Origin of the sequence: Pseudoalteromonas sp. T1lg24, from assembly GCF_002964745.1 — a bacterium.
GTDB classification, from domain to species: domain Bacteria; phylum Pseudomonadota; class Gammaproteobacteria; order Enterobacterales; family Alteromonadaceae; genus Pseudoalteromonas; species Pseudoalteromonas spongiae.
Genome location: NZ_PQCB01000034.1, coordinates 66232 through 91877 on the forward strand (window position 1 = coordinate 66232; position 25646 = coordinate 91877).

25 protein-coding genes are annotated in these 25646 nt (G+C 40.8%); 11 read left to right on the forward strand and 14 right to left on the reverse strand.

The annotated features are described in order from the left end of the window. Positions 1 to 2: 2 nt before the first annotated feature. The 5 genes from C2M30_RS19780 to C2M30_RS19800 all read right to left on the reverse strand — a co-directional run bounded on the left by C2M30_RS19780 (position 3) and on the right by C2M30_RS19800 (position 4316). Positions 3 to 902, reverse strand: coding sequence for a prenyltransferase (locus C2M30_RS19780; protein ID WP_105173045.1), 900 nt, complete (start codon positions 900 to 902; stop codon positions 3 to 5). A gap of 10 nt (positions 903 to 912) precedes the next feature. Then, positions 913 to 1620, reverse strand: a complete 708-nt coding sequence (locus tag C2M30_RS19785) for a substrate-binding periplasmic protein (RefSeq protein ID WP_158683602.1) — start codon at positions 1618 to 1620, stop codon at positions 913 to 915. Between the two features lie 149 nt (positions 1621 to 1769). After that, positions 1770 to 3041 carry a hypothetical protein gene (locus C2M30_RS19790; protein ID WP_105173047.1) on the reverse strand — a complete coding sequence of 424 codons (1272 nt, stop codon included), beginning with the start codon at positions 3039 to 3041 and terminating at the stop codon, positions 1770 to 1772. Further along, positions 3028 to 3915, reverse strand: a complete 888-nt coding sequence (locus C2M30_RS19795) for an ABC transporter ATP-binding protein (RefSeq protein ID WP_105173048.1) — start codon at positions 3913 to 3915, stop codon at positions 3028 to 3030. Before C2M30_RS19795 ends, C2M30_RS19790 begins: the two co-directional genes overlap by 14 nt. Positions 3916 to 3917: 2 nt before the next feature. Continuing rightward, the gene (locus tag C2M30_RS19800; RefSeq protein WP_105173049.1) at positions 3918 to 4316 is read right to left on the reverse strand and encodes a GntR family transcriptional regulator; all 399 of its coding nucleotides are present in this window, start codon (positions 4314 to 4316) and stop codon (positions 3918 to 3920) included. 66 nt (positions 4317 to 4382) lie between these two features. Here C2M30_RS19800 and C2M30_RS19805 point away from each other — a divergent pair, with 66 nt between their 5' ends. Beyond that, positions 4383 to 4700, forward strand: coding sequence for a DUF4144 family protein (locus C2M30_RS19805; protein ID WP_105173050.1), 318 nt, complete (start codon positions 4383 to 4385; stop codon positions 4698 to 4700). A 22-nt stretch (positions 4701 to 4722) separates the two neighbouring features. Here the strand turns inward: C2M30_RS19805 and C2M30_RS19810 are convergent, their stop codons facing one another. Beyond that, entirely contained in the window at positions 4723 to 6711 is a 1989-nt protein-coding gene (locus C2M30_RS19810) for a winged helix-turn-helix domain-containing protein (protein ID WP_105173051.1), read from the reverse strand. Positions 6712 to 6875: 164 nt separating this feature from the next. Between C2M30_RS19810 and C2M30_RS19815 the strand changes: the two genes are divergently transcribed. Then, positions 6876 to 9110 carry a DUF5916 domain-containing protein gene (locus tag C2M30_RS19815; RefSeq protein ID WP_105173052.1) on the forward strand — a complete coding sequence of 745 codons (2235 nt, stop codon included), beginning with the start codon at positions 6876 to 6878 and terminating at the stop codon, positions 9108 to 9110. A 28-nt stretch (positions 9111 to 9138) separates the two neighbouring features. Here the strand turns inward: C2M30_RS19815 and C2M30_RS21655 are convergent, their stop codons facing one another. The 4 genes from C2M30_RS21655 to C2M30_RS19830 form a co-directional block, all read right to left on the reverse strand. After that, complete coding sequence (locus C2M30_RS21655; protein ID WP_010561356.1) at positions 9139 to 9312, reverse strand: hypothetical protein; 174 nt, start codon at positions 9310 to 9312, stop codon at positions 9139 to 9141. Between the two features lie 22 nt (positions 9313 to 9334). Continuing rightward, positions 9335 to 9598, reverse strand: a complete 264-nt coding sequence (locus C2M30_RS19820) for a hypothetical protein (protein WP_010561357.1) — start codon at positions 9596 to 9598, stop codon at positions 9335 to 9337. 107 nt (positions 9599 to 9705) lie between these two features. After that, positions 9706 to 11586, reverse strand: coding sequence for an ATP-binding protein (locus tag C2M30_RS19825; protein WP_105173053.1), 1881 nt, complete (start codon positions 11584 to 11586; stop codon positions 9706 to 9708). Further along, positions 11579 to 12538: an ABC transporter substrate-binding protein gene (locus tag C2M30_RS19830; RefSeq protein ID WP_105173054.1), complete on the reverse strand. Its 960-nt coding sequence runs from the start codon at positions 12536 to 12538 to the stop codon at positions 11579 to 11581. The genes C2M30_RS19825 and C2M30_RS19830 overlap by 8 nt, the downstream gene beginning before the upstream one ends. A gap of 187 nt (positions 12539 to 12725) precedes the next feature. On the opposite strand from C2M30_RS19830, the gene C2M30_RS19835 reads away from it, so the two are divergent. Beyond that, a complete protein-coding gene (locus C2M30_RS19835) occupies positions 12726 to 13475 on the forward strand; it encodes a helix-turn-helix domain-containing protein (protein WP_105173055.1) in 750 nt (249 codons plus the stop codon). Positions 13476 to 13540: 65 nt separating this feature from the next. On the opposite strand, the gene C2M30_RS19840 is transcribed toward C2M30_RS19835, so the two are convergent. After that, positions 13541 to 13954, reverse strand: a complete 414-nt coding sequence (locus tag C2M30_RS19840; RefSeq protein WP_105173056.1) for an MAPEG family protein — start codon at positions 13952 to 13954, stop codon at positions 13541 to 13543. Between the two features lie 99 nt (positions 13955 to 14053). Here C2M30_RS19840 and C2M30_RS19845 point away from each other — a divergent pair, with 99 nt between their 5' ends. Beyond that, entirely contained in the window at positions 14054 to 15046 is a 993-nt protein-coding gene (locus C2M30_RS19845) for a GlxA family transcriptional regulator (protein ID WP_010561362.1), read from the forward strand. A 23-nt stretch (positions 15047 to 15069) separates the two neighbouring features. On the opposite strand, the gene C2M30_RS19850 is transcribed toward C2M30_RS19845, so the two are convergent. After that, positions 15070 to 16344, reverse strand: a complete 1275-nt coding sequence (locus C2M30_RS19850; RefSeq protein WP_105173248.1) for a Xaa-Pro dipeptidase — start codon at positions 16342 to 16344, stop codon at positions 15070 to 15072. Positions 16345 to 16531: 187 nt separating this feature from the next. Here C2M30_RS19850 and C2M30_RS19855 point away from each other — a divergent pair, with 187 nt between their 5' ends. From C2M30_RS19855 to C2M30_RS19870, 4 genes are all read left to right on the forward strand, one after another. Beyond that, positions 16532 to 17680 carry an efflux RND transporter periplasmic adaptor subunit gene (locus C2M30_RS19855; protein WP_105173057.1) on the forward strand — a complete coding sequence of 383 codons (1149 nt, stop codon included), beginning with the start codon at positions 16532 to 16534 and terminating at the stop codon, positions 17678 to 17680. Between the two features lie 9 nt (positions 17681 to 17689). Next, positions 17690 to 20818, forward strand: a complete 3129-nt coding sequence (locus C2M30_RS19860) for an efflux RND transporter permease subunit (protein WP_105173058.1) — start codon at positions 17690 to 17692, stop codon at positions 20816 to 20818. A gap of 166 nt (positions 20819 to 20984) precedes the next feature. Beyond that, positions 20985 to 22016 carry a GGDEF domain-containing protein gene (locus tag C2M30_RS19865; protein ID WP_105173059.1) on the forward strand — a complete coding sequence of 344 codons (1032 nt, stop codon included), beginning with the start codon at positions 20985 to 20987 and terminating at the stop codon, positions 22014 to 22016. Between the two features lie 9 nt (positions 22017 to 22025). Continuing rightward, positions 22026 to 22226, forward strand: coding sequence for a hypothetical protein (locus tag C2M30_RS19870; protein ID WP_054979358.1), 201 nt, complete (start codon positions 22026 to 22028; stop codon positions 22224 to 22226). A gap of 11 nt (positions 22227 to 22237) precedes the next feature. On the opposite strand, the gene C2M30_RS19875 is transcribed toward C2M30_RS19870, so the two are convergent. After that, complete coding sequence (locus tag C2M30_RS19875) at positions 22238 to 23146, reverse strand: sulfite exporter TauE/SafE family protein (protein ID WP_234004807.1); 909 nt, start codon at positions 23144 to 23146, stop codon at positions 22238 to 22240. Between the two features lie 362 nt (positions 23147 to 23508). Here C2M30_RS19875 and folM point away from each other — a divergent pair, with 362 nt between their 5' ends. The 3 genes from folM to folX are packed head-to-tail and all read left to right on the forward strand — an operon-like array spanning position 23509 to position 25145. Then, complete coding sequence (folM, locus tag C2M30_RS19880) at positions 23509 to 24216, forward strand: dihydromonapterin reductase (protein ID WP_105173061.1); 708 nt, start codon at positions 23509 to 23511, stop codon at positions 24214 to 24216. 9 nt (positions 24217 to 24225) lie between these two features. Continuing rightward, entirely contained in the window at positions 24226 to 24780 is a 555-nt protein-coding gene (gene folE, locus C2M30_RS19885; protein WP_010561370.1) for a GTP cyclohydrolase I FolE, read from the forward strand. 2 nt (positions 24781 to 24782) lie between these two features. Continuing rightward, on the forward strand, positions 24783 to 25145 hold the full coding sequence (gene folX, locus C2M30_RS19890; protein ID WP_010561371.1) for a dihydroneopterin triphosphate 2'-epimerase: 363 nt from the start codon (positions 24783 to 24785) through the stop codon (positions 25143 to 25145). Here folX and C2M30_RS19895 read toward each other — a convergent pair. Then, entirely contained in the window at positions 25142 to 25564 is a 423-nt protein-coding gene (locus C2M30_RS19895; protein ID WP_105173062.1) for a YqaA family protein, read from the reverse strand. The genes folX and C2M30_RS19895 overlap by 4 nt on opposite strands. Positions 25565 to 25646: the final 82 nt, after the last annotated feature.

A 25646-nucleotide genomic window follows, 5' to 3' on the forward strand; every position in this document is an offset into this window, starting at 1 on the left:
ATTTAACTTTTACTCATAAATAAAGCGAGAGATAACATTAATGGCGTAAGGTTTGCCGCAGCAGCTACCATGCCCATCGCAGGTAAATGCTGTGCTATGTTATCGCCTAAACGGAACAAGTATACCAAGGAAAGCAAACAAAGTACGAGAGGCAGTAACGCGATTAACGCAAGCTTAGGCAGAAGACCAATCATTACTAAACACACTAAGCCAGCAAATGCCGAAATCAATGACAACGCAAATACCCAGCGAGCAACGTTAACGCCATAGTAAATAGCGATATGTTTGCGGCCAACGCTTTTGTCGGCGACTATGTCGGGTAGTTGGTTTATTAACAGTAGGTTATTGGTGATTAAAAACGGCACTAAACTAATCGCGACTAATGAGTAACTAATATTACCCGTTTGCACCAAAAATGCGCCAACAGGCATTAGAATAGCAAAGCCGATACCCGGAGCAATAAAACATAGCCAAGGGTGTTTGTTAAGTACCTTGGTATAACTCACTACTATCAATAGGCCAAGTAAACCAATCGGAACTAGCGCAGCGCCAATGCGAAAAATAAAAAATACACCGATTAATATTACCGCCATTACTGAGCCAATAGCATACCGCTTAACTATCGGGGCGAGAGCTGGGTTTTGCTTTAATAAACCGCTGCCACCGCTAAAAGGAGTTGGTGTGGTGTTTAAATCTAAACCACTTTGAAAATCTTGATATTCATTGATGGTATTCACGGCAATTGCAGCGAGTATTGCACCAAGCACGCTTAGTAGTGCATCGAACATATCAATAGTTATGCCTTGATAAGCACAGTATGCGAGTCCAACTAAACACGACAGCGGCGCTAACGTTAAAAATGGTGGGCGAATGGCGGGCAGCGCAGCTATGTATTTGTTCATGTGCTCACTCCTAGTTCAGCTTATATTCTTCCTTAAGTGCCATATGCTGGCTTTTCAGTTTATTTAAACTGGTTTGAAATGCCTGCACTATTTCATCAGGTGTGTCTTTACTAAAGGCAATGTAATCATCAACGACTTTCAATAGTAGAATACGCTGAAATAATTCGCTGCCAAGTTTTCTTTGTTTTATAGCGGCGTTTAACCCTGAGCGTGAAATCGCTAATAAGTCGACACGCTCAGCTTTAAACAAGGCTAGCGCATCATCCATACTTTTAGCGGCAAGAATTTGCTGATGTGGAAAATCCGTTTCGTAGATAAGACTTTGCGTTACGTCATTTCGAATAACCGCAATTGATTTATCATAAACTTGCGAAATATCGGTAATAAATAAACCAGTATTCGGTTGCGCAATAATGTAATACTCTGCTGTAAATAACGGCCCTACCCATTTAAATTTTGCTGCACGATCAGCTGTTTTAGACATGGCAAATAATGCCGTATTTGGTTTGTCGCTAATTTCTTTATAGCCACGTGCCCAAGGCACAACTAGTATAGGTTGCTCGGCGATACCTTGGTCGTGCCAAATGAGTTTTAATAAATCGACCGACAAGCCGATTAATTGGTCGTTGTAATAATAACTTGAAGGTGGGTAAAGCTCAGTGTAATAAGTGATTGGATGTGTTTTTTCAGCAGCCGCAAGGTGTTGCGCTAAAAGCAAACAGCTCGCAACAAAAGCTAAACTAATTTTTATATTTAAAAATCGAAAGAACTGCACTGTACTACATAATTACTACTTTTGTTTTACTCTAGCTTATTGAATTACATAGAACAATGCATTTTATTCAATCATCTTTGACCTAGTACAAGTTAATTGATAATTCTTTCAAGTGGTTGGCGCATAACCAATTGTTGCGTGAAATACCGCATTGGAATAGTAATCAAGGCAACCAAAATACAAATCAAATAAATACTAAGCTGTTCACTGGTGTAATGTACTAGTCCGAACACACCAACTTCTAACACACAAATCACCGCAAAAAGAGCGATATTCTTTAAATTTATACAGCCTGAAAAGTATACGATTAATAAAGGCGCAAACGCTAAAAACATTGTTGTTGCAAATACGGTTAAAAAGGCGATTTTCACAGCTTCTTGCGCATCTTGCCTAAATAAAGTGATGGCAACCATTGCAGCAAAAATTAATACTGTATTACGCAATACCACTTTATCAAATGCGTAAATAATGTGTTTGATCAACTGACTGGTGCTGTCAAAGCAGTGAGCTATCGACTTGATTTGATGTTTAAGCTGGTTGAACTCTTGGTAAACTGGAAACTGACACCCGAGCACGAGCGATAACAACATAAAGTTTATAAGTACTTCGTTATCAGTAGTGGCAAATAAAAAGCCAAATATCGCGGCAAAATAGCCACCTAAATAACCAATTTTCGTTTGTGGGTAACATACTGCCCACGCGATATCTTTGTTAAATGACTTTTTAAATTTAGCGGTAAAAGTAGCTAATTTTTGGTTCCACCAAATGACCGATTGGCGGTCAGTTGGTACCAGAGTTTTACTGAGTTTAGTTCTGCCGGTTGGTGACTGAAAGGCGCTATACATTGCGTAGCAAGCTGTAACAAAAATGATTATTTGGGCTATTTCATGCGTTGCTTCAAACATCATTAAAATTAATAGCGATGAGCTAAACAAGTTACGCAAAATATTGTGTACTATTGAGCCACTTGAGTTTACTAGTAATCCAATAATCGAAAAGCTAACCGGTATTAAAATGTAATGCAATGAAAGCTCACTACTCAAGGTAACAAACGAGCTCATTAGTAATGCGCCAATAACCGCTAAAATAAGCGCGCTTTTTAATATTGAGAAACGGTAAAGCGTATTTACAGCCCATAGGTAATGCGTTTTTAGTTTTGCCAGCCCAATTCCCAGCAAAAAGCCAAAAAAGAGTGATGGCAAACAGGTTATTAGCAAATAGGTTTTTACATAGCGAAAGGTGCCTGGGTCGAGCGATTTTTGCAGCCACAACACATTAAATACGACTGAAAGCACAAGCATAAATGGCAGTGTTGCTGTGCCACTACGCATTAAAATCCACGCGTTTGATTTAAACAAACTCATTTGCCACCTCCAAATACCAGTCTTCTAGGTTAATTGGCTGAATCGTGGCATCAATATCGTAAAAGGCACACCACTCGTCTATCGGCTTTTTCAATGGTGCAATAATGCAAGTATTGGTAGTGTCACCAAATTGTTGAATTCTGCTAATCGACGTGTCTTTTTCCAGCAGGTTAACTTTTGATTTATTAGTAAAGCTAAGTTTGGCAATGCTTGCCTTGAGCGCATCGAGCTCGTAGTAATGGCGGATTACACCAAATTGCAGTACCGCAACGCGATTGGCAATGCGTTCTAAGTCAGACACAATATGAGTTGAGAAAATCACCGTAGTACCGTGTTCACAGCACAAATCGATCACTTCTTTTAAAAAGGCGCGGCGCATATTGGGATCAAGGTGTGCAACAGGCTCGTCTAAGATCAGCAGTTCAGGGCGAATTGATAATGCCTGCACCACGTCTAGCATTTGTTTTTGACCACCAGAAAGCTTGCCAATTACCTGATCATGGCTGATGCGCCAGCGCTTTAGCAAGGTTTCGCAATAAGCCTTATCCCACGATGGAAAAAACTGACTAATGTAATCAATGTATTGCGCTACTTTCATCCATTCAAATGCAGAACTGGTTTGTGCTACATAGCCAATTTTTTGTTTTTTACTTTGCGGTAATTCATGCCATTCATAACCCCATAGTTTAATTGTGCCTTGATCTAATTGGCGCAGGCCCATAATCGATTCTAATAGGGTGCTTTTACCGGCGGCATTTTTTCCAAGCAAGCCAACAATATCGCCTTTGTTAACTTGCCAATTCAGTTTATCGATTACGCGCAAGCTTTTGTATGATTTGATGGCCTTTTCAATGGTGATAATCGGTTGAGTCATAGTTACGTCCTGTTGCTTAGCGCAGAAAGTGCATCTTGTACTAGGGTTATAATCGCGTCGTCAGAAAGCTTTTGCTGCTTGGCTAACGTTACAAATTGATCTCGCTGAGTGAGCAGCGCGTCACTGTAATTACTAATGTTGTGTTGCTCGGCAACCAACATGCCAATGCCTTTTCGCCTTTCCAGCACGCCTTGTTGTTCTAATTGCGAGAATGCTTTAGAAATAGTCATTGGATTTACTTGTAAGCTAGACGCCATTACACGTACCGAAGGTAGCTGTTGCCCCGGTTGTAACAATCCCGCACGAATGCCCTGCTTGGTTTGCTCCATCACCTGACGATAAAGCGCACTCGATGCTTGGGTGTTTATGGTGTAAATTGCATGAATTAAATCTATGCTCATAGTGTATTAGTAATTTATAGGTGTATTAATACACTAATACAGTTTGAAATTAAGTCAATAAATAAAATGAAATTAATAGCAACGCTTAACTACCCTGTAGTGATCCATTATTGCGGTGACGATGAATTGGAATATGTTGAAAGCCAGCATCAGATGCGGGATTTACTGGGTAGTTTAGTGATAAATGACGGTGTGATTGATAGTAGCGGAAACTACTATCGTGTTATCAGCAATAGCGAGCTTTTACAGATAAATTCGTTCAACTTAGAAGAATTTACGCTATTACTGCAAAAGCATGCCTTTGCTTTAGCAAATTGCTGTATTACTAAAATGCACTTTGCCAGTTTTGCAGAAGGCTTTGCTTTTGTTAAACAGAGCGGTTAAGCCCTGTTAACCTAAACTCGAGTTAGTTAATTTGCTCTGGCGATAAGCGCTTAATATCACCTTCGATCGCTTCCATGCGTGCGATAGTGAGTTGCTCGTACGGATCAATATCAAAATGCCAAATTAAATTACCTTGTTTTACCAGTGTAATGTCGCTTGGGTTAGTAAGGTCGAGACGCCAAATTTTATCTTGCTTTGACCATGATGATTGCCAATACAACGCATTGTTTTTAATGCGAATATTGTGCAATAAATTCGTTTGCTCGCGGCTAAGTTTTGCGAGATTTTCACCGCTTTCAGTTAAATCAGTTTTGCTAATTAATTGATTCTCTTGTAGTACTAACCAACGGTTATTACTGCTATCGAAATAGGCAAACTGTGCATTTAAATCAATACTTTTAAGCATTCTGCCTTGTAAATCATAGAGCTGTATTTTGGTGCCATCAAAGGCGTAAACCGTTTGCATATCATACCAGCCGGCATTTTTTATGGTGCTATTTAGCTCGGTGGTAAACTGCAAAATCAGGCTTTTGCGATCATATAGCGCTAAATCCATATCGCGGTTCGACAGCAGCATGCTTAAATCCGGCCGCCATTCTAAAAACTTAACGTATTCATAGCCTTTGTGATTAGAAAGGCGTGTTACCTTGTTGTCAGCATGCAAATACACTTCGCAAACGCCGCTGCGGCGCGACATAAATGCGGTTTCACCTAAACTATTACTTACCGGTAAGTAATCGATGCTTGAAGTTGAGAAAATCGGCAAATTGTCTTTATCACGAATATTCACCTGCCAGCTTTCAATTGCGGTGTAGATATCACCGTTTTTATCAATTGAAGCACTGGTGAAAAGACCTTGAGCGGTGTTATAAATAGGATAGCTTTGGCCATCACGGTGCGTTGCTATTAGGTTATGGCGCTGACTTTCATCGTTACTGACAATGGCACCGTTATTTGGATTATAGGCTACAAGCCAAACTGGAAATGACCAGCTAAGTGCTTCTTTGCCATCGAGTGACACCAGCTTGCTGGTGTGGTCAATATAATTAAATAGAAAATAAACGCGATTATCCCATGCTGAAATAGCCCCTTTATATTCAGCTTGAGCAGGGCGCTCAAGTGGCATCGCAATAAGTTCTTCGGTACCAATGCGGTACAAATAGGGCACTAATACACCTTGCTGTAAGATGCTTAAAATAAGCTCGTCATTTGATTTCCAAACAGGCGGTTTTGCCGATTCACACACGATGCCGTTAGCGCGATGGCTGGTGGCACCTTGCGGTGAAATAATTGAAAGCTCACATTTATCTTCAATAAATTGCCAATACGCTAATAGCTTTCCTTTGTGTTGCCAAGCGGGAAAACCAACACGATGAGCAAAGGTGCGATTGAATAACTGTTGGCCCTGCTTATCTGTAATGGTGAGGGTTTTGATATCTTTAATGTACGCCATCAAATCGTGTTCGCGATGTACGCTTACATCAAATTCTAACCCTAAATCGTAGCTCACATCATGAAGTTCATAATGCGGAACTTCAAACTCGCTTTCTTGGCTATTAAAAAACGCCCAAACGCTAAAACACACGACTAAAATCGGCAGCACCGCCAATAGTGGGTGAAACTTTCGACTACTGCGCTCTATGGCTTTTACTTGCGCTGGCGCATTGCTAACCAGCTCAACATCGGCAATAAAACAGTAACCCTTTTTCGGCACTGTTTTTATAAAGCGAGGATTGCGTGAACTATCACTTAGTAGTTTTCGCAGTTTAGTTAACAGTTGATACAGGCTGTTTTGTTCCACTATGGTGTTTGGCCATAACGCGGTTTGAATCTGTTCTTTTGAAATAACTTGCTGCGCATTATTTATCAGCATGGCAAGCAACTGAGACACTTGAGGTTCAAGTTTTTCTATCTGACCTGTTTGCCACAGGCAAAGCTCATCTTTAGATGCATTAAATTCAAACTCTGCAAATCTAAATGTACCTTGTCTTGGGGTATGAGCGTTTTCCATAGCTGTTTAAACAGGCCTTTTATAGTTTTAATAACAAAAATACGGTTTTGCAGATTAAAGTCAATAAATATAAGACTTCTAGCAGCTTTATTAAGAAAAAAATCAGCTTTTTAAGCAGCTTTTTCTGCTGATATGTAATGCAAATAAACCGCATATGAGCCGTTATGAAAAATCCGTTAATTTACTCTTTTACACTTGTGAGCTTTGCCACACTGGCCGAGCAATCGGAAATCACATTAGATGGTCAGCTCGCTGAAAATATATGGCAGGATGCCACTCAATACCAAACCTTTTATCAGGTAGTGCCAGCCACCTTGTCAGAACATAAAAACAAAGTGGAAGGGCGAGTCTACAGCGATGAAAAAGGCATGTATATCGGCATGATTAATTATCAGCCAAAGGAGCAGCGTAAAAAGCAATACAACTTGCAAGATGCGTTTATGCAAGCTGATTTCAATCGTTTTGTTATCGATTTTTCAGGCGATGGCAGTGGCGCGTATTTGTTTGCGGTAACGCTGGGTGGCGGTATTCAAGATGCGGTACTGACGCCGCAATTAGCAACCGACTATGATTGGGATGGCGCTTGGCAATCTGCATTTTATGAAGCTGATGATTTTTGGTCGATAGAAGCGTTTATTCCGTGGCATGCAGTGTCGTTTCGCCATAAACAAGACAACAACGGCTACTCTCAAGTGGGTGTATCGCTTCAGCTTTATGATTTAGCGAAAAACTATATTTATGGTTCGCAGCCACAAACCACTGGCAATAGCGATTTTTACATTGAAATGCCAAAAGTCCAGGTGAAAATACCACAGAGTCAGCAGTGGGCATTTGTGCCTTATGCCAGCTATTCAAACGATTTTGTGGCGAATGATGGCGATGCAAACTTAGGGTTTGATTTAGTCTATAAGCCGAATCACCACCAAAAGTTAAGTGTTGCGGTGAATCCTGATTTTGGTCAGGTCGACAGTGACGAGGTGGTGCTGAATTATTCTGCAGTGGAAACATTACGCACCGATAAGCGTCCGTTTTTTACTCAAGATATTAGTGTGTTTAGCATTCCGTCTGAGCGCAATACAAAGCTTATTCACACCCGTCGCATTGGTGCGGGCAGTGATGATAACAGTGAATTAATTACACCAATTGATTTGGCTGCGCGCTTTGTCCATCAAGGTGAAAACTTGCAGTTGGCGGGTTTTGCTGTAGCGGAAGATAATTTAGCCTCAGACGCGGGCAAAGACTTTTATGCAGGACGCATTAATTACACCCAACAAACGGCGCAGCAAAATTGGCAAACCGGTGTGTTGGCAACTAAAACCAAGCGGCCATGGTTAGATAGAGATGCCTCCAGTTATGCTTGGGATAGTCAGTATCAAAGTGATACCTGGTCAGGTCAGGTTGCATTAATGCACACGGATATAAGCGAGCAGGGGGTAAGTACACAAGGTACTGGTATATCGCTAAATGCAAAGTACCAATTTAATGTAAACACATCAATTTCAGCTAATTACTTAAGACTTGATGATAGTTTTGATAATAACGACTTAGGATACAGCGAACGTAATAATTGGCGTGCCAGTGAAATCAACTTTAGCCATGCTATCAACACTGACAATAAGTGGTTTAATCGCGTGCTACAAAAGGCCAGTATTAATTATCACACCGATGATAATGGCTTAAAGCTAACCAGTAATCCGCAATATTTAGTGAATCTAAATCTAGAAAATGGCGGTCAATTTGAAACCATAATTAATTACTACGCAGGAGCATGGCACGACAACTTAGGCTATGGCACGGACGCAGTTTATGTTGATGATAATTGGACTTCTCGCGTGATGTACATTAGCCCTTATACAGGTATGTTTAGCTGGGCAGCGAGTTACCAAAATGATCAAGAGGGGTTAAATGGCCGTGCTGATCAGTACGCTGTTGATTTAACGCTAATGCCTCACCCAAATTGGCGCATTGCATTTAACAATTACTTCCGTACGGGTGATGGCTGGTTGGTAGCAAATCAACAAAATGTGATTACCGAATACGACCGTGATTACTATGCAAACCATATTAAAATTTCAGGTTTAATTTTAGATAATCTTGAATTTAGTTCGACCTTTCAGTGGGCGAGTTTGAAGGCGCAAAGTAAGCAGGTTTATCGAGTTTCGCAAAATGGTTTGCAAGCCGACACTCGCGATACCAGCTTTGATGATTCGCGTTTCAACTTGCAACTAAAACTGCGCTATAAAATGGGCGCATATTCAGATATTTATTTGGTTTATGGGCGTGGTGGTAACGAATTAATTGAACGCGATTTAACTAATAACCGCTTTGCAACATTAGAGCGCAATTGGCAGCAGCCCGATCAAGAGTTTGTTACATTTAAAGTACGCTATCTGTTTTAGCTAACACCAAAGCAAAAACCTAACTGCCCTAGGTTTTTGCTTTTTTCTTGCCTTTTACAAGCTTTATCCAAAACGCTAGCTCAAACAACACACCTAATATAATTACCAAAAAAGTACCGCTTTGAAACGAAACGGTATAAAAGAAAATGGCCGTGATAAGCAGTGCCGCTAAAATTAGGTAGTGAGTAACAGTTGAAAACATATCGATTCCTTAAGTTGTTTTCTTACGCGTTGGCTTTAAATAACAACTGATTTTGGCCTGCCGACTTTAAATAAAAGCGAATTTCTTGGCCTAATCGCGTTGTTACCTGGCTAATAATAAAATCACCCATTTTTTCAAGCTTAGCTAAGTAGTTAGTGCGATTTTTAAATGACTGCTTAATTAAGGTTTGCTTTTGTCCGTTGATATAAAGCTTTGCATCCTGCTGATCATTTTTTGTTAAGCGTATTTGCTGTCCAGCTAACACTAATTTATATGTTTTAAGCATAATGCCTCCTTAATTCGTTAAGGCTAGACTAAGCAAAAACTAAATATGATGAGCTTAAAAGTGTTTAAAGGCGATATTCGGTGATAACTGGATTTATTTAACTTGGTTTATGGGTGATTCGCCCATTGATTGATCATATTGAGTAAGTCTTTTTCAACCAAAGGTTTAGATAAAAAGTCATTCATACCAGCTGCTAAGCATTTATCTTTGGTTTCACTCTGATTGCTAGCTGTTAACGCAATAATGGGGGTATTAGTATCAAATTGGCGTATTTGCTTAGTGGCATCAAAGCCATCTAACTCAGGCATTAGGCAGTCCATTAAAATAATATCAAACTGCTGCTCTTTTGCTGTCGCCACGGCTTCAAGACCATTATTTGCCGTTGTGACAGTATGTTCAGCAAGCATCGCTTTTGCGATATGTTGGTTTAGCGGTACATCGTCTACCAGTAAAATAGCTGCATCGACGACTTTTTCAATATTGTGTGCGGCATCTAGGTTTAGCTCTGGTTTTTCAACTTCATCGCACGGTAAGGTCACAACAAAACGTGATCCTTGACCAAGTTTACTGGCAACTTCAATTGCGCCATTCATTTGTTTTACTAGCGCATTACAAATGGCTAAACCGAGTCCAGTGCCGCCATATTTGCGGGTTGTACTGGCATCTGCTTGAACAAACTTAGTGAATAAGGAATTAATTTGCGCTTCGCTTAAACCTATGCCGGTATCAACAATCGTGATGGTGAGTAAATATCTGCCTTGTCCCGTTGCGGTTAACTCTACCGACACCGACACAGTGCCTTGCTCAGTGAATTTAATCGCATTACTAATTAAGTTGATTAATACCTGTTTTACGCGCACATCATCAAGTGCCACATAAGATGTTTGATTAGTATAATTTGCGATAATACTAACGTCTTTTTCCATCGCCGATGCATTAAACATATCGACAACGTTTTTTAGCATTTGGTTTATTTCACACGGCACAGGGTGAAGCACAAGTTTGCCTGCTTCGATTTTCGAGATATCTAAAATATCATTAATGGTTGCGAGCAATTGCTGCCCCGAGCTGGTGATCACATCAAGTTGTTGCTGTTGTTGTTTGGTCATTGATGTTTTGGCAAGCAGTATTGCTGTGCCGAGTACACCGTTTAGCGGCGTGCGAATTTCGTGACTCATTACGGCGAGGAAATCTGACTTAGCTTGCGCGGCCAATTGGCTCTTTTCGGTTTCTTTCTTTAATTCGGCCTGCTTGGTTAGCAAATTATCGAGCAAGTCGTTGTATGCATTGACTAGTTCGCCAATTTCATCGCTGCGTTGAACCGATACTTTTTTTGGTTTACGAGATTTAATGCCCGCGCGGATAGAGTTCAACAATTGATATAGCGGCACAATTGCTTGGGAGCGAATCACATAAATACTCAGGGCCATGGTGATTGAAAAGCCAAGCAGGGCGGCGAAGAAAATATATTGGTTAGACAGCGCGATATAGTTGCCTAATTGTTTGGTGTTTATAACCAAAATAACAATGAGATCTTCAAGTGCGCGGCGGTCTTCCGATACCGCTTCAAAGCTGGTTAAATAAATAAGCTGGTTATCAAAATAAAAGTAATCGGGTGCTTGGTTAAAGTTTAGGTTATCGAGTAGTTGGCTAAAGCGAAAATGAGAAGAGGTAAACGATTCACCAATTAATTCAGCTTGGTTGCTTGCTAAAATAACCCCCGAATCTGCTTTGGCAATAAGTACATGATCTACTGCATCGTTTGCACCGATTGCACTTGTAACGCGTTTAAAGTTTGCGGTGCTAATGCGATTGGCTGTGGCAACAACAATGCTTTCAATAATTAACTCGGCTTCATGCTTCATCATTGCTTTAGAAAGCTGGGTTGCATTGTGTTTATTAAACAATACTAACCCCGCCAACACGGTGATATAGATAATACTGAGCAGTAAAGTTATTCGCTTTCCGAGCGTTAAGCCTTCAGTCACTTAATTTCCCTATAGATAAAAACTGCGAGAGCGCTTTGCACTCAAAATTTATACTATTTGTTTCATTTAGCACAGTACACACTTGCTGCATGTTTTGCGATAAGCCTTTTGGCGAGAGTATCTCTCGCTGATCATTTGCGGATAACACCTTTAAATCCTGAAAAGCTGCGGCAAATTCATCTGCGCTAATACCTTCGCGTTTAGCCATAATATTGTTTGCTTCAATAGGATGCTGTTTCGCGTAATCAAGCGCTGCTTGCCATGCCCTATGAAAGCGTTTTATCCACTCTGGATTTTGTTCAACTAGCTCGCTTGAAACCGTTACCACATCTAAAATCGTTTTAGGTATTTCACGCGAATCAAACACCTTTTGTAACTCAAATTCATTTAATAGTAAGTTTGAATAGGGAGGATAGGTTACGTAGGCGTCGATAATATCTTTATCAAATGCATCTGGCGCATCAAGTTGCTCAATGTTTAGCATTTCAATGTCATTAAGTGCCAAGTCGTGCTTCGCCAGAGCTTGATGCAAAAAGAATGAACCTAGCGAACCAAGCTCAACACCTACACGTTTACTTTTAATTTGGCTAAATTCACTAATGTCTGACTTTGCTAAAATCATATCACCGCCGTTTGAATAATCCGTTACTAATACAATAGATATCGGTTTTTTATGCTGCGCAGCTAATGATACAGCTTCGATCATGGTACTGGTCATGGCATTTGCTTTACCTTGTCGGAAAAAGCGTTTTACTTCAGCCAATGACGGTGCTTCAATGATTTCTATATCTAATCCCGCTTGTTTAAATAGCCCTTTTTCATTCGCTAAATATAAAAACTCGTAACCTGGCCATGGATTGATTGCCAGTTTGATTTTTGGGTTATGAGGCTGAGAGCATGAGCTTAATAACAAGCTGGTAAAAATAACTAGTATGAGATGGATTGGTTTCATTATTTGTCTTCGCCTAACGCTTTTTTATTTAGTATAGAAAACCTTATGGTAAGTGGTATAAATCAAAGTAAAAATATGAAATTCTTCAATATTCTAAAATATTCAGCTGTTTATTTTCCAATGACTAGCCAAGAATAAGTGTGTTTGCTGGCCAGCGACGGACAATTAACGAATTAAGGAATATACAATGACATTAGGCGAAAAGTTAAAACAATTAAGACAAGAAAAAGGGTTAAGCCAACCCGAATTAGCAGCTGAAGCCGGTATTGAACAATCGTATTTATCAAAGTTAGAAAATGATAAATCGCTCCCATCGAATGACATTTTGCGGAAAATACTCGCTGCGTTTCAGGTGTCACTGAGTGACTTTGTAACAGACGAATTAGTGCAAAAAGACATGTCACGGCTAAAGCAAATACCCGATGTAGAGCAGCTTATTGCGCAAAAATCACAAAACCAATTTACGCAAAGGCGCAACTTTTTATTGGCTGCTAGCATAAGCATCGTGCTGGCCGCGACCTTGTTTTTTATAGGTTACAGCAAGCTTATTTTTAATGAGTATGTGTACCACTATGAATCGATTGGTGTGGTGAAAGACGATGAGCCAGCGGATATATTTTCGCGTTGGGAAAGGTATCAGTTGGCGGTATTAAAAGTGAGTGATATTTCGTCTGACGAAATGTTTAATCAACGAAACGCGTTAGCATTAGAAATGGCAAAGCGTCGCGTTACATTAGTGCAAATGACACCAGAATATAAAGGCCCAAGCTATACCGAGACAGTCGCAGGGGGCAGACGTATTTATAAGCTTGATAACCTAATGAGTAAAAAGATTCGCCGCCCAATTAATTCATGGTTACAAGTGCTTGGCGTACTGTTATTTGCATCAGGCATTATGGGTTTTGTATTAGAAAGGCGATTATTTAAACTGAACTAGGGTTAATAAAGTAAGCCGATCATGTTAAAGCACTTAATGGCCAATTAAGTGCTTAACGTTTTAGCTTAGAGCAACTGAGTTAATAAAAACGTCAGCCACATTGCCATAAGTAATAGTGCACTTAAGCCAAACGCATATGTACGCCTTTTTAAATTGCGTGCAGAGATATGCTCAAAGGCATGCCAAAACCGTAGCGCAACATAACTCCAAGCAGCAATCATCCAAATGAGCGTTTCAATGGAATGAAACGATAAAAAGCCTAACAGAATAATAAATAAAACTGGCTGTTGAAACTGATTGTCATAACTGCGCCCTGCTAACAGAATATCTTGTGGCATTTCGCGATAATCGAGATTTTGTACGATTTTATAATTGAGCTGTTTTTTACGCACAGCAACAATGCGCTTTGCTGCTGCGCGGATCAGTAAACTAAAGGTCAATGCTAGCAGTGCCCAAATAGGGCCGTATATCCAAATCATGTGTCTTTTTCTCCTTAAGTAAACACGGTAAGGCCTAGTGTATTGCTAAAAAGCTTGCTATAACGTGTCTTAACTGACTAAAAAAGGTTAATTAAAGACATGCATAAAATTGGTATATTGGTTAATCAAGGTGTGATGGCGACCGCAGTTACAGGTGTAATTGATGTACTCAATGTGGCGAATGGTGTTTACAAAAAACGCACTGGCGCAAATGCAGATGCCTTTAGTTGGCAACTAATTGGTGTCGATAAAAAATACGTAGAATCGAGCCAAGGGTTAGTATTTAAAGCGGATGTATGGCTTGAAGAAACCAGTGAATTTGATGTGGTGATTTGGCCTGGCAGCCAATACCGCAGCGATCAGGATCTCTGGCAGCTATGCAAAAGCCTAAAGCCGTTTCATCCGCATATTGTTAAGCTCGCAGAAAATGCTGAATTGGTAATGTCGGGGTGCACTGCTGTTCCACTGCTGGCGCACACAGGCTTACTGGCTGATAAAAAAATTACCGCGAGCTGGTGGCTAGATAGTTTTTTTCAGCGACATATAAAAGGCTGCAAACTCGATACGAGTGAAATGTTGCGACTTGATGGTAAGTTTTTAACCTGTGGTGCCACATCGAGCTTCTTGCTATTAACTTGGTATTTGGTGCGTCATTACTTAGGTAAAGATATTGCCGATACAGTTGCTCGTTATTTATTGATAGATACTGAGCAGGTAAAGCAAAGCGCATTTTTTGCGTTAAATGATTTACCTGAGCACCAAGATGCGGAAATGCGAAAGCTAGAGCAGTGGATCTGCGATCATTTGGATAGCAGTATCGATGTATCAACTATGGCGTATAAGCTTAATATTAGTGAGCGCACATTAACTCGTCGATTCAAAAAGCTGTTAGGCGTTGCGCCCATGCAATATGTACAAATTGCACGCATTGAACGCGCGTGTGGTTTGTTAAAAACAACCAATAAAACGGCACAGCAAATTGCGTTGGGTTTAGGTTATCAAGATGATGCCGCGTTTCGTAAATTATTTATTAAACATAAAGGCGTGGGTATGGGCGAGTACCGCAGAAATAAAGAGTTTTTTGAATTGTAAAAAAAGGGGCAAGTGCCCCTTTTTTATTTCATTAAATTAACTTCAACTTTGCCGTCTTTTATAACAAGATCAACCTGCTCCATTGTACTGATGTTCTCAAGAGGATTACCTTTTACCGCAATCACATCGGCAAACTTCCCAGCGTCTAATGAACCAAGAGAGTTTTGTTGTTTAAGTAACGTTGCGGCATTAATGGTTGCCGCCTGTAGCGCTTGTAGCTCAGTCATGCCAAATTTCACCATGCGGCTAAATTGGTGACCGTTGTCACCGTGAGGATATACACCTGCGTCAGATGCAAACACCATATTCACCCCAGCTTTTACCGCTTTAGTGAAACTCGCACGCTGGCGCGACCCTACTTTACGTTCTTTATTCAAACTTTCTTCTAGAATGCCGGCTTTTTTGCCCTCGCTAAGAATATATTCGGTGTTGTAGATATCCATCGAGAAGTAAGTGCCTTTTTCAAGCGCTAACTGGATTGCCTCATCATCCACAAAGCTGACATGCTCAACCGAGTTAACACCTGCTTTAATTGCCGATTTAATACCGTCGGTACCATGGGCGTGCGCTGCTACCGTAAGGCCGCGTAAATGAGCTTCATCAACAATCGCAGTCATTTCTTCTTGCGAATACTGTTGTGCGCCCACTTTGGTGCCTTTTGATAGCACGCCACCCGTAGCGCAAAATTTAATAACATCAGCGCCGTATTTGATGTTTTCACGCACTTTTGCTCGCACTGCCCAAGGGCCGTCGGCAACACCTTGACTCGTCACCGCATGTTCATGGGTTAATAAATTATTGTCACAGTGGCCGCCAGTAACGCCTAGGCTTGGCCCAGCCGCAAAAATACGAGGGCCGGGTACATCGCCATCTTTAATTGCATCTTTTAGCGCGATATCGGCGTAACCTGGTGCGCCTAGGTTACGTACCGATGTAAAACCGGCCTCTAATGTACGTTTTGCATTACGCACTCCAGTAATTGCGGAGCGTTGCGTAGTGCGTTGCAGGCGTTTGTAACCGTGTACTTGGGCGTCACTTGTTAAATGCACATGCATATCAAAAAGCCCTGGCAATAATGTGTAGCCTTTTAGTTCCATTACTTTGGCCTCAGGTGCGTAAGCTTTGCGATTGCTTTTGCTAAGGCTCACAATTTTATTATCTTCAATGACCAGTGTGGCCGGTTTAATTAATTTGCCTGTGTTTATATCGAGTGCCGCATCGGCATTTAATACGAGCTGCTCTGCCATTGCCGAAAAACTACTGAGTGTTGCTAACGCAATAAGTGTACGTTTAAACATAATTACAAATTCCTGCTGATTTTTATTTGTTATCCCATAGCTGTTAGCAATAGTGAAGAAAAACTCGATAATTAACCAAGTTAAAAATCCACATGGTAAAAATAAACGTAACATCATGGATATAGGCTAAAATTATCTGCAAAATTGGGTTATATTTAGCGTGCATAAATTCAACAGGAAGTCATAAATGAAAGCGTTACTCGTCAAAATTTTAGTACCAATCGGTATTTTTATTATCGGAGCTTTAGGTTTTAGTTTAATCAAAGCAAGTGCCGCCGATGATGGCGAGAAAAAGCCTGTTGATACTCGTCCTACGGTAAGTGTTTCAACATTAAAAGCGGTTGAACATCAAGTTGTATTAACCAGCTTTGGCGAGGTTAAGCCACTTGAAACAACGCGTTTAGCGGCGCAAGTTTCGGGCGAAGTGATGTCTTGGCATAAGAATTTTGTTGCGGGTGGTTTAGTAAAACGTGGTGAAGTGTTATTTACCATTGAAAAAGATAATTATCAGGCTGCGTTGTTGCAAGCGGAAGCTGCACTTACTAGCGCGCAAGCAGCGTTAATTGAAGAGCAAGCAAAAGCAAAAGTTGCGGAAGATGAAGCCAAACGCTTTCCGAATAAACCACGCACCGATTTATTCTTAAGAAAACCACAAGTGCTTAGCGCACAAGCACAAGTGAAATCAGCGCAAGCTGCATTAATGCGTGCACAACGCGACCTTGCCGATTGCGAAGTAAAAGCGCCTTACGATGCACTAATTATTTCGCGTGATATTGGCGTTGGTCAATTTGTTAACAAGGGCACTCAAGTGGCTCAGTTAAACAACATTGAAACCGCTGAAATCATTGTACCGATTGCTGGTTTTGATAGTTTATTTTTGCCTTCACCGCTTGCTGAAACACCTGTAAATATTTCTTATAAAGGCGTTAACGGCTTCGCTCGCCAAGGTAAAATTGCGCGTGACTTAGGGATAATTGATAGTGCAACGCGAATGAGCCATATCGTGGTTCAGGTTGACGATCCATATAATCTTAAAAGCCAAGGTAGCGACTTAAAATTTGGTAAATATGTCGAAGTGTCGTTTAGCGGTCAGCAACTATCGCAAGTATTTAAATTGCCACAAGAGCTCGTGAATAACCGTACTGTATGGGTTGTTGATAACGAACAAAAGCTGCAAGCCAAAGAAGTAAATATATTGCGCAGTGAAGGGGCATTCTTTTTGATTGATAAAGGCCTTACTAATGATGAGAAGCTGGTACTAACACTGCCTGAATACCCGCAGCAGGGCATGGCGGTAAAGCTAGCAGCAAGTAAATCAAGCGAAGCGCTAAAGTAAGGGCAAACCATGAAACATAATCAACAAACAGGGTTAATTGCCTTTTTTGCCAATAACTCAGTTGCCGCCAACTTAATGATGATTTTCATTATTTTAATGGGCATTGTGAGCTACGCAACGATTCAGCGACAAATGTTTCCCAGCATTGAAATTAACTATATTACGGTTAATGCCAACTACCCAGGCGCCTCGCCACAAGAAATTGAAGAAGGCATTTTAATCAAGATTGAAGAGTCGATTAAAGACATTACTGAAATTGAAAAAAGCATTTCGCGTGCGTTTCGTAATGGCGGTAGTGTAAGCCTAGAGATCGACCCTGATAAAAACTTGGCTGAAGTACTCGATAAAGTAAAACTGAGAGTGGATGGCATTGCCACTTTTCCTGCTGGAATGGAGCCTGTTACCGTTTCGCAGATAGAATTTCAGCAAGATGTTATCAATATGGCGTTAGTCGGGGATTTACCGCTAACTCAGCTAAAACCAATTGCACGCCAAGTTGAGACGGAATTGCTGCAATTAAAAAATGTGTCACTGGTTAACTTAAGCACGCCAGACGATGAAATAGCGGTTGAAATTCAACCCGATCAGCTGCGTAAATATAATCTCACCTTAAGCCAAGTAAGTGATGCGATTCGTCGCTATTCTGCCAACATTTCAGCAGGCCAACTGAAAACCGACTCGGGCATTATTTCTGTGCGTGTGGAAAATCAGTTTTATAAAGGCGATGAATTCCGTCAGATCCCCGTGAAGGTGGGTAGCAATGGCGCAAAAGTATTGCTCGGTGATATTGCGGAAATTAAAGACCAATTTGTTGAAGGTGAACGCTATTTCCAAATGTCGGGTGCCAATGCGATTTCTTTGTCGGTAAAAGCAACGAAAGACCAGAATATGATTCCAGTTGCGGAATCGGTAAACCGCTATATTGAAGAGCGTAATAAAACACTGCCACCGGGCGTGCAGCTTGAGAGCATTGTTGATATGACATATTACCTCAATGCGCGTCTCGATATGATGCTGAAAAACCTATTTCAAGGTGCGATTTTAGTTGCCTTAATGCTAACCCTATTCTTACGCTTTAAATTGGCGCTTTGGGTTATGGTGGGTCTGCCAGTGTGCTTCTTGGGTGCCATGATGATGATGCCGATGGTCGGCGTAAGCATTAATATTGTATCGCTTTTCGCCTTTATTATGGTGCTGGGTATTGTGGTTGATGATGCCATTGTAATTGGCGAAAGTGCCTATAGTGAAATTGAACGGTCCGGCCCTGGCGTAACAAGTGTGGTGCGTGGTGCGCAGCGGGTAGCGACCCCTGCGACTTTTGGTGTACTAACCACCATTGCGGTATTCGCGCCGTTTACGCTATCAAGTGGACCTGAAAGTGCGTTTTTTGTCAGTATCGCTGCAGTTTCTATTTTGTGCTTAATCTTTAGCTTGATTGAATCTAAGCTAATTTTACCCGCCCACTTGGCGCACACCCATTTTAGTGAAGTAAAAACAGATGGCTTTAGAGCCAAGTTTAACAAGCGCTTTTTTGGCTTTGTAAATGGCCCTTATCAGCGTTTTGTTATTAAGTGTGTGGAGTGGCGCTACGCTGTATTTGCTGTTTTTGTTGCGCTACTAATGATTAGTGTTGGTTTGCTAGCAGGCAACTATGTGCGCGTTGTACCAACGCCAAAAGTGCCACATGACTTCCCAACAATTCGTATTGAAATGAACGATAACGTTTCAGATATGCAAACGATTTCAGCGCTGCAAACAATTGAAGCTGTGATCACTCAAATAGATAAAGAAACCCAAGCAAATACCGGACAAACAATGATCCGCGATATGTTGGTGTTTAACCAAGGTCGTACCGAAGGCCAACTTGTTGTTCCTTTGGTTGATGAAGAGTTACGACCATACAATACATTTGAGTTATCGCGTCGTTGGCGTGAAGCATTACCCGAAATTCCGGGGCTTAAATCAATTAATATTCAAGATGATGTAAACGGTGGCGGTAATGATGGCGAATTTGGTTATCTGTTATTTGGCCCAGATATCGATACTTTAAATGCCGCAGGTCGTCAATTTATTGCCATGCTGCAACAACAAAAAGGCTTGTTTGATATTAGCTCGACAATCGACCCTGCCAGCAAAGAAGTGCAAATCAGCTTAAAGCCTGTTGCGTATGATCTGGGGCTTAATCTTGCCAATATTGCTAATCAGGTAGGCGCAAGTTTTTATGGTGGCGAAGCGCAGCGAGTCATTCGTAATGGCGAAGAAGTGCGGGTAATGGTGCGTTACCCTAAATTAACACGCGAAGCGTACTCGTCACTTAAATATACTGTTATCACAACACCTAGCGGCAAAGAAGTTATGCTAGGTGATGTTGTTGATTTAGTTGAAAAGCCGGGCATTAGTTATATTCGCCGTGAAGGCGGTTATCGTAGTGTGTATATTTGGGGCGCGATTGATGAAGAAGTGGTTGAGCCTGATGCTGTTGTTAAATCGGTTAAAGACGAGTTATTACCACAACTTAAAGAGCAGTTCCCAACAGTAAAATCTGAACTTGGCGGTTCCATTGAAGAGCAGCAAGCACAGGCCAATGAGCAGAAACTGTTTTTCGTAGCTGGTATGTTTATTGTGTATATTTTGCTGGCAGTGCCACTGAAGAGTTATTTCCAGCCGTTAATTATTATGTCGGTGATTCCATTTAGTATGGTGGGAGCAATTTGGGGGCATTTCTCGTTTGGTTTAGATATTTCATTGATGTCGACCTTTGGTCTTATTGCTGCAGCTGGGGTGGTTATTAATGACTCCCTAGTTATGACCGATTTTGTTAACCAAATGCGAGCGCAAGGCGCATCGATAAAAGAGGCGGTAACAAAAGCGGGGTGTGCACGTTTTCGCGCAATTACACTGACCTCAATCACCACGTTTGTTGGGGTATTGCCAATTATGTTTGAAACCAGCTTACAAGCGCGCTTTGTTATCCCAATGGCAGTTGCTCTTGGCTTCTCGGTGCTGTTTGCCACATTGGTAACACTAGTGCTAGTGCCATGTATGTACCTTATCTTACAAGATCTTGGTAATGGGTTTGTTTGGTTATGGAATAAAATCACCAACCTTTTCGGAAGGAAAACCAGCTTGCAAAATTAACTGAAAAAGCCCTATTTATTAGGGCTTTTTTAATTGCTTTAAATCGCTATAAATCTGAATAGTTTTTAGCAATTCAATTTTCCTCGACTACACTTTTTAAGAACACTTATATTGCGGCTAAAAATCGTACACGAATTATAGCTACGGAACGCATAAGGATTATAAAGTGGAGTTTCGTTTGAAAAATACCTTATCTCACTCAGCGGAGTGTTTACGCAAAGCTGTGCCGTTAATGGTTAAGTACAATATTGCGGTTACGCCCGCAAATTATGCGCTTTGGTATAGCTATGTATCTGGTAACCATCCCAAGTTAAATCAAAAGCTGGATTCTGCGTTAAGAACCTTTGGTACTTGCCCGCCTGCACTGTCACGGGATTTATTTGAAGAGTTTTTATCAGACAAAGATCTTGAGCTGTTTGATTCAGTTGCTGAAGACATTAATGCGGTTGTTGCAGAGGTTGAAAAAAACGTTGGGCAAACCTTAAATTCAGCCAATGACTTTAGTGAAGTTTTGAGCTCATGTAATCAAGAGCTGAGCGATTTTTCAAAAGAAGACGCATCAGAACGAGATATTTTAGAATTAGTTAATAAGCTGTCGGAAGAGTCAAAAAGCATGCAGCATACAACCGAGCGTTTTCAGCAGCAATTACGTGCTGCATATCAAGAGATTTCCAAGCTGCGCAGCGAGCTCAATGAATCGAAAAGAGCGGCATCGAAAGATGGATTAACAGGCCTTAATAATCGTAAGTCATTCGATGAAGATCTCGACTTATTGTGTAACAGTCACCACAGTGTTTTAAAGCTCTATTTAACCATTGTGGATATCGATAATTTTAAACAGTTTAACGATGATTTCGGTCATCAAAAAGGCGACCTCGTACTAAAAGTGGTTGCTGAAAGATTAAAAAAACACGCCGATGAACTTAATGCTGCGTACCGCTATGGTGGAGAAGAGTTTTGTATTTTGAGCCAGTTTAAAGACAAGCGCTCAGCGGTTAATTATTTAGAAAAAATTCGTGTCGATATTGAACGTTTGGCGTTAAAAGACAATAAAACAGGTAAATCATTGCGCAGTATTTCAGCCAGTTTTGGTGTTGCCGAGTTTGATGGTGAATCGTGTGAAATGTTTATCGAGCGTGCAGATAAAGCACTGTATAAAGCGAAAGAATCAGGTAGAAACTGCATTATTGTTGCTTAAGGAACAGCGATGACAACGTTAATTGAAATGTTAGCGATGCAAAGAGCACAAAGCGAAGGGCGTCTTAAAGTGACGGCTGATGATATTATGTGGGCGCAAGCCAACATAGATTGTTTTGAAGCGTTGCGGGATTGTATGGGATTAGATGTTGCCGATAATGACGTACTATTTGACGACCAAATACGCAGTTCTGAACGTTTACCTGAGTAACCCGAAGAGTTTTATAAATTGCCAATTATTTCATACAGGGTAAAGGCAACTTCAAGACCAATGAGCATTAGCAAAAAGCTTAGTAACACGGATTTGGGTACTTTTGCGCAGCAGTAGGCGCCCAGAGGTGCGCCTATTACAACAACCGGAATCGCCGCCAATACATATTGAGATATTGGCGCGGTTATCGCGTTTAAATATAACAAATTTATACCACTAGCAAATACTGATGTTACCGCCATAACGATGACTGACGTGGCAGTCGCGACCTTTAAATCAGCTTTAAAATGCAGCATTAGCAAGGCAAAAATAGCGATATCTGCCCCTGAGCCAATCAAGCCGCTGACGATACCTCCTAACAACGCCACAAATACCACTAACGCATTATTCTTTTTACAGCTTAAGTCTATATCTAACTGCTGTTTACCTTTCCAATGAGCACGAAGCAGGGTGATGGCAAAGACTAATAAAAAAACGCTAAACAGTGATTTTGTAACCAATCTAGGCAGAAGGTCTGCAATAAACAACAAGCTGATAGCGACGCCGGGTAATGCGCCAAAAAGCGCAAGCAATACAACTGAACGGTAATATTTGATGCCGCTAAATATAATGGTGAGACTGGCAGCGGTCATCCCAAAGCTCTGAATAGCAAGTGAAAATACTTTCGCAGTAGCAGGTTCAATGGCCAGCACTTTAGTCATGACTGGAAAAGCAACAGCACCGCCGCCAAGCGCTGTACCGCCAGCAACAAATGATCCGAATATCATAGTAATCGCAATACTAATTTGCGACATAAAATTAGCCAATGCACTGTTAATTCCCTGCATGAATAGCCAGCAAATATAAGTACTAGCTAAAAATAAAAGGGGAATGTATTGACGGAAGCTTCGGTTTTTAAAATTCATGGACAGCGCTGTCATTTTTGATTGTTTACAAAATAGCAAAGTATTTGATGCAAAGACAAGGTAAATAATTAAAGCGCTATCTTGGCGTGCGCTATCGGCTGACTCACATAGAATATGGCACGCAGCTTTTGCTTTTTATAAAACCCTATCAAGCTGCTGCAAAAATGAACTTGAAAGATCAACATACCCTAATACCAAAATGAATTTACTGAAGCAAGCAACCAAGAAATGGCATGTTACAGATCTAAGCGTCGTGAAAAACAGTATAAATCTCGGTGTAATTTAGTTTAATTTGCTTAACCACTTAATAAATCAAGAAGTTAGGTTTATAGTTAAATTAGAAACAAAAAACCTCAACGATAATTTATTAAAACTATATGGCAACAATATTAATTACCGGCGCGGCGCAGCGTATTGGCCTTGATTTAGCAAAGCATTTTTTAAATAAAGGCGACAAACTGATTATTACTTATCGCACTAAACATGCGTCAGTAGATGAGTTGTTGGAGCTCGGCGCTATTTGTTTAGCATGTGACTTTGAGCAAAGTGATGCCGTAGAAAAGTTGGTAGAACAAGTTAAAAGCCACACTAACGAACTCAGTGCGATTATTCATAATGCATCAAGTTGGGATTGCGAAAGCAAGAACCCAGACTTTAATAGTTTATTTGATAACATGATGAATATTCATGCAAAAGTGCCTTATTTATTAAACTTAGCACTTACGCCTTTATTACAAAATAGCAGCGACGAACACAGTGATATTATCCATATTACTGATTACGTTGTTGAAAAAGGTAGCCCAAAGCATATTGCTTATGCCGCAAGTAAAGCGGCGCTTGATAATTTAACGCGTTCTTTTTCTGCCAAGTTAGCGCCAAAAGTGAAAGTAAATTCGATTGCGCCGTCATTAATTATTTTTAATGACCACGATGATGATGCTTACCGTGCAAAAACCCTTAAAAAATCGATTATGGCGTTAGAACCCGGCACAGCAGAAGTTATTAATGGTATCGAAATGATTTTAAACAGCAATTATATGACAGGACGCACATTGCAACTCGATGGTGGTCGCCACCTAAAATAGGACAGAAAAATGGAAAAGAAACTAGCTGAAAACTACCGACAAATTATTGAAGCGGTTGGCGAAAATCCTGAGCGCGAAGGCCTGCTTGATACGCCAAAACGAGCTGCCAAGGCAATGGAGTACCTGACTAAAGGTTATCGTCAAACGCTTGACGAAATTACAAACAATGCAGTGTTTACCTCAGATGCCGACGACATGGTGTTGATACAAGATATTGAGCTGTATTCTATGTGTGAGCATCATTTATTACCTTTTGTTGGTCGTTGTCATATTGCCTATATTCCCGATGGTAAAGTACTTGGTTTATCAAAGTTTGCGCGTATTGTTGATATGTTTGCACGCCGCTTTCAAATTCAAGAACAGCTTACGCATCAAATTGCTGAAGCGGTGCAACAAGTTACCAACGCGAAAGGTGTGGGTGTTATTGTTGAGGCCAAACACATGTGCATGATGATGCGCGGTGTAGAGAAACAAAACTCCAAAATGCGTACGTCTGTGATGTTGGGTAATTTCCGTGAAGATCCAAAAACACGCAATGAATTCTTGCAGTTAGTTAAGGGGTAACTATGCTCAATGCGATTATAAATATAACGAATTTACGCCTGCGCACTTACATTGGCTTTAACCCTGAAGAGCGTGAAAAAAAGCAAGATGTAGTGATTAATATTGAAGTGCATTATCCAGCCGATATGGCCTGTGTTACCGATCAAGTAGACCAAGCGGTAAACTATAAAGACATCACCAAAGCAGTGATTGAGCTGGTGGAAAACGGCCACTTTTTGCTGCTTGAAAAATTGGTAGCTGATGTACTGGAAGAGTGTCATCGCCATTCAAGTGTGACATTTGCCAAAGTGTCTATCGATAAGCCACATGCATTGCGCTTTGCTGATTCGGTATCGCTTACGCTTGCATGGCAAAAGCCAAGCTAAAAAAACTGTAGCGCCATAGCAATAACTATGGCGTATCGCAGTGCTTTTCCAATAGCTACAAGCAATACAAAAATAGAAAACGGCACCCGCATAATGCCAGCAACAAAGGTGAGTGGATCGCCCACAATGGGCAGCCAAGCTAATAATAAACTGGCTCTGCCGTAACGATTAAAGCTTTGCTGTGCTTTTTCTAGTTGTTGCTCAGATACTGCAAACCACTTTCTATCTTTAAAGCGATTAAGCTCCTTTCCTAACCACCAATTAACGCAGCTACCTAAAGTGTTACCCAATGTTGCACTAAACCACAGCAAAGTAATGTTGTATTGTTGCTGGGTGAGATAAGCAAGCATGCCTTCAGAGGCTGTGGGAAGTAGTGTTGCAGCAATAAATGCGGTAAAAAATAGTGATAGGTAGCTCAAACAAGGACTTAAATATTACTCAGTGATAGCTTGACGCATGATGCTAAATTTTTAACACTGAGTCCAGCGTAAATAATTATAT

Bases quoted from the DNA above. Each gene is read 5' to 3' on its own strand.
- C2M30_RS19780 (WP_105173045.1), bottom strand. From the start codon at position 902: ATGAACAAATACATAGCTGCGCTGCCCGCCATTCGCCCACCATTTTTA.
- C2M30_RS19790 (WP_105173047.1), bottom strand. From the start codon at position 3,041: ATGAGTTTGTTTAAATCAAACGCGTGGATTTTAATGCGTAGTGGCACA.
- C2M30_RS19795 (WP_105173048.1), bottom strand. From the start codon at position 3,915: ATGACTCAACCGATTATCACCATTGAAAAGGCCATCAAATCATACAAA.
- C2M30_RS19800 (WP_105173049.1), bottom strand. From the start codon at position 4,316: ATGAGCATAGATTTAATTCATGCAATTTACACCATAAACACCCAAGCA.
- C2M30_RS19805 (WP_105173050.1), top strand. From the start codon at position 4,383: ATGAAATTAATAGCAACGCTTAACTACCCTGTAGTGATCCATTATTGC.
- C2M30_RS19810 (WP_105173051.1), bottom strand. From the start codon at position 6,711: ATGGAAAACGCTCATACCCCAAGACAAGGTACATTTAGATTTGCAGAG.
- C2M30_RS19815 (WP_105173052.1), top strand. From the start codon at position 6,876: ATGAAAAATCCGTTAATTTACTCTTTTACACTTGTGAGCTTTGCCACA.
- C2M30_RS21655 (WP_010561356.1), bottom strand. From the start codon at position 9,312: ATGTTTTCAACTGTTACTCACTACCTAATTTTAGCGGCACTGCTTATC.
- C2M30_RS19820 (WP_010561357.1), bottom strand. From the start codon at position 9,598: ATGCTTAAAACATATAAATTAGTGTTAGCTGGACAGCAAATACGCTTA.
- C2M30_RS19830 (WP_105173054.1), bottom strand. From the start codon at position 12,538: ATGAAACCAATCCATCTCATACTAGTTATTTTTACCAGCTTGTTATTA.
- C2M30_RS19835 (WP_105173055.1), top strand. From the start codon at position 12,726: ATGACATTAGGCGAAAAGTTAAAACAATTAAGACAAGAAAAAGGGTTA.
- C2M30_RS19840 (WP_105173056.1), bottom strand. From the start codon at position 13,954: ATGATTTGGATATACGGCCCTATTTGGGCACTGCTAGCATTGACCTTT.
- C2M30_RS19845 (WP_010561362.1), top strand. From the start codon at position 14,054: ATGCATAAAATTGGTATATTGGTTAATCAAGGTGTGATGGCGACCGCA.
- C2M30_RS19850 (WP_105173248.1), bottom strand. From the start codon at position 16,344: ATGTTTAAACGTACACTTATTGCGTTAGCAACACTCAGTAGTTTTTCG.
- C2M30_RS19855 (WP_105173057.1), top strand. From the start codon at position 16,532: ATGAAAGCGTTACTCGTCAAAATTTTAGTACCAATCGGTATTTTTATT.
- C2M30_RS19860 (WP_105173058.1), top strand. From the start codon at position 17,690: ATGAAACATAATCAACAAACAGGGTTAATTGCCTTTTTTGCCAATAAC.
- C2M30_RS19870 (WP_054979358.1), top strand. From the start codon at position 22,026: ATGACAACGTTAATTGAAATGTTAGCGATGCAAAGAGCACAAAGCGAA.
- C2M30_RS19875 (WP_234004807.1), bottom strand. From the start codon at position 23,146: ATGACAGCGCTGTCCATGAATTTTAAAAACCGAAGCTTCCGTCAATAC.
- folM (WP_105173061.1), top strand. From the start codon at position 23,509: ATGGCAACAATATTAATTACCGGCGCGGCGCAGCGTATTGGCCTTGAT.
- folE (WP_010561370.1), top strand. From the start codon at position 24,226: ATGGAAAAGAAACTAGCTGAAAACTACCGACAAATTATTGAAGCGGTT.
- folX (WP_010561371.1), top strand. From the start codon at position 24,783: ATGCTCAATGCGATTATAAATATAACGAATTTACGCCTGCGCACTTAC.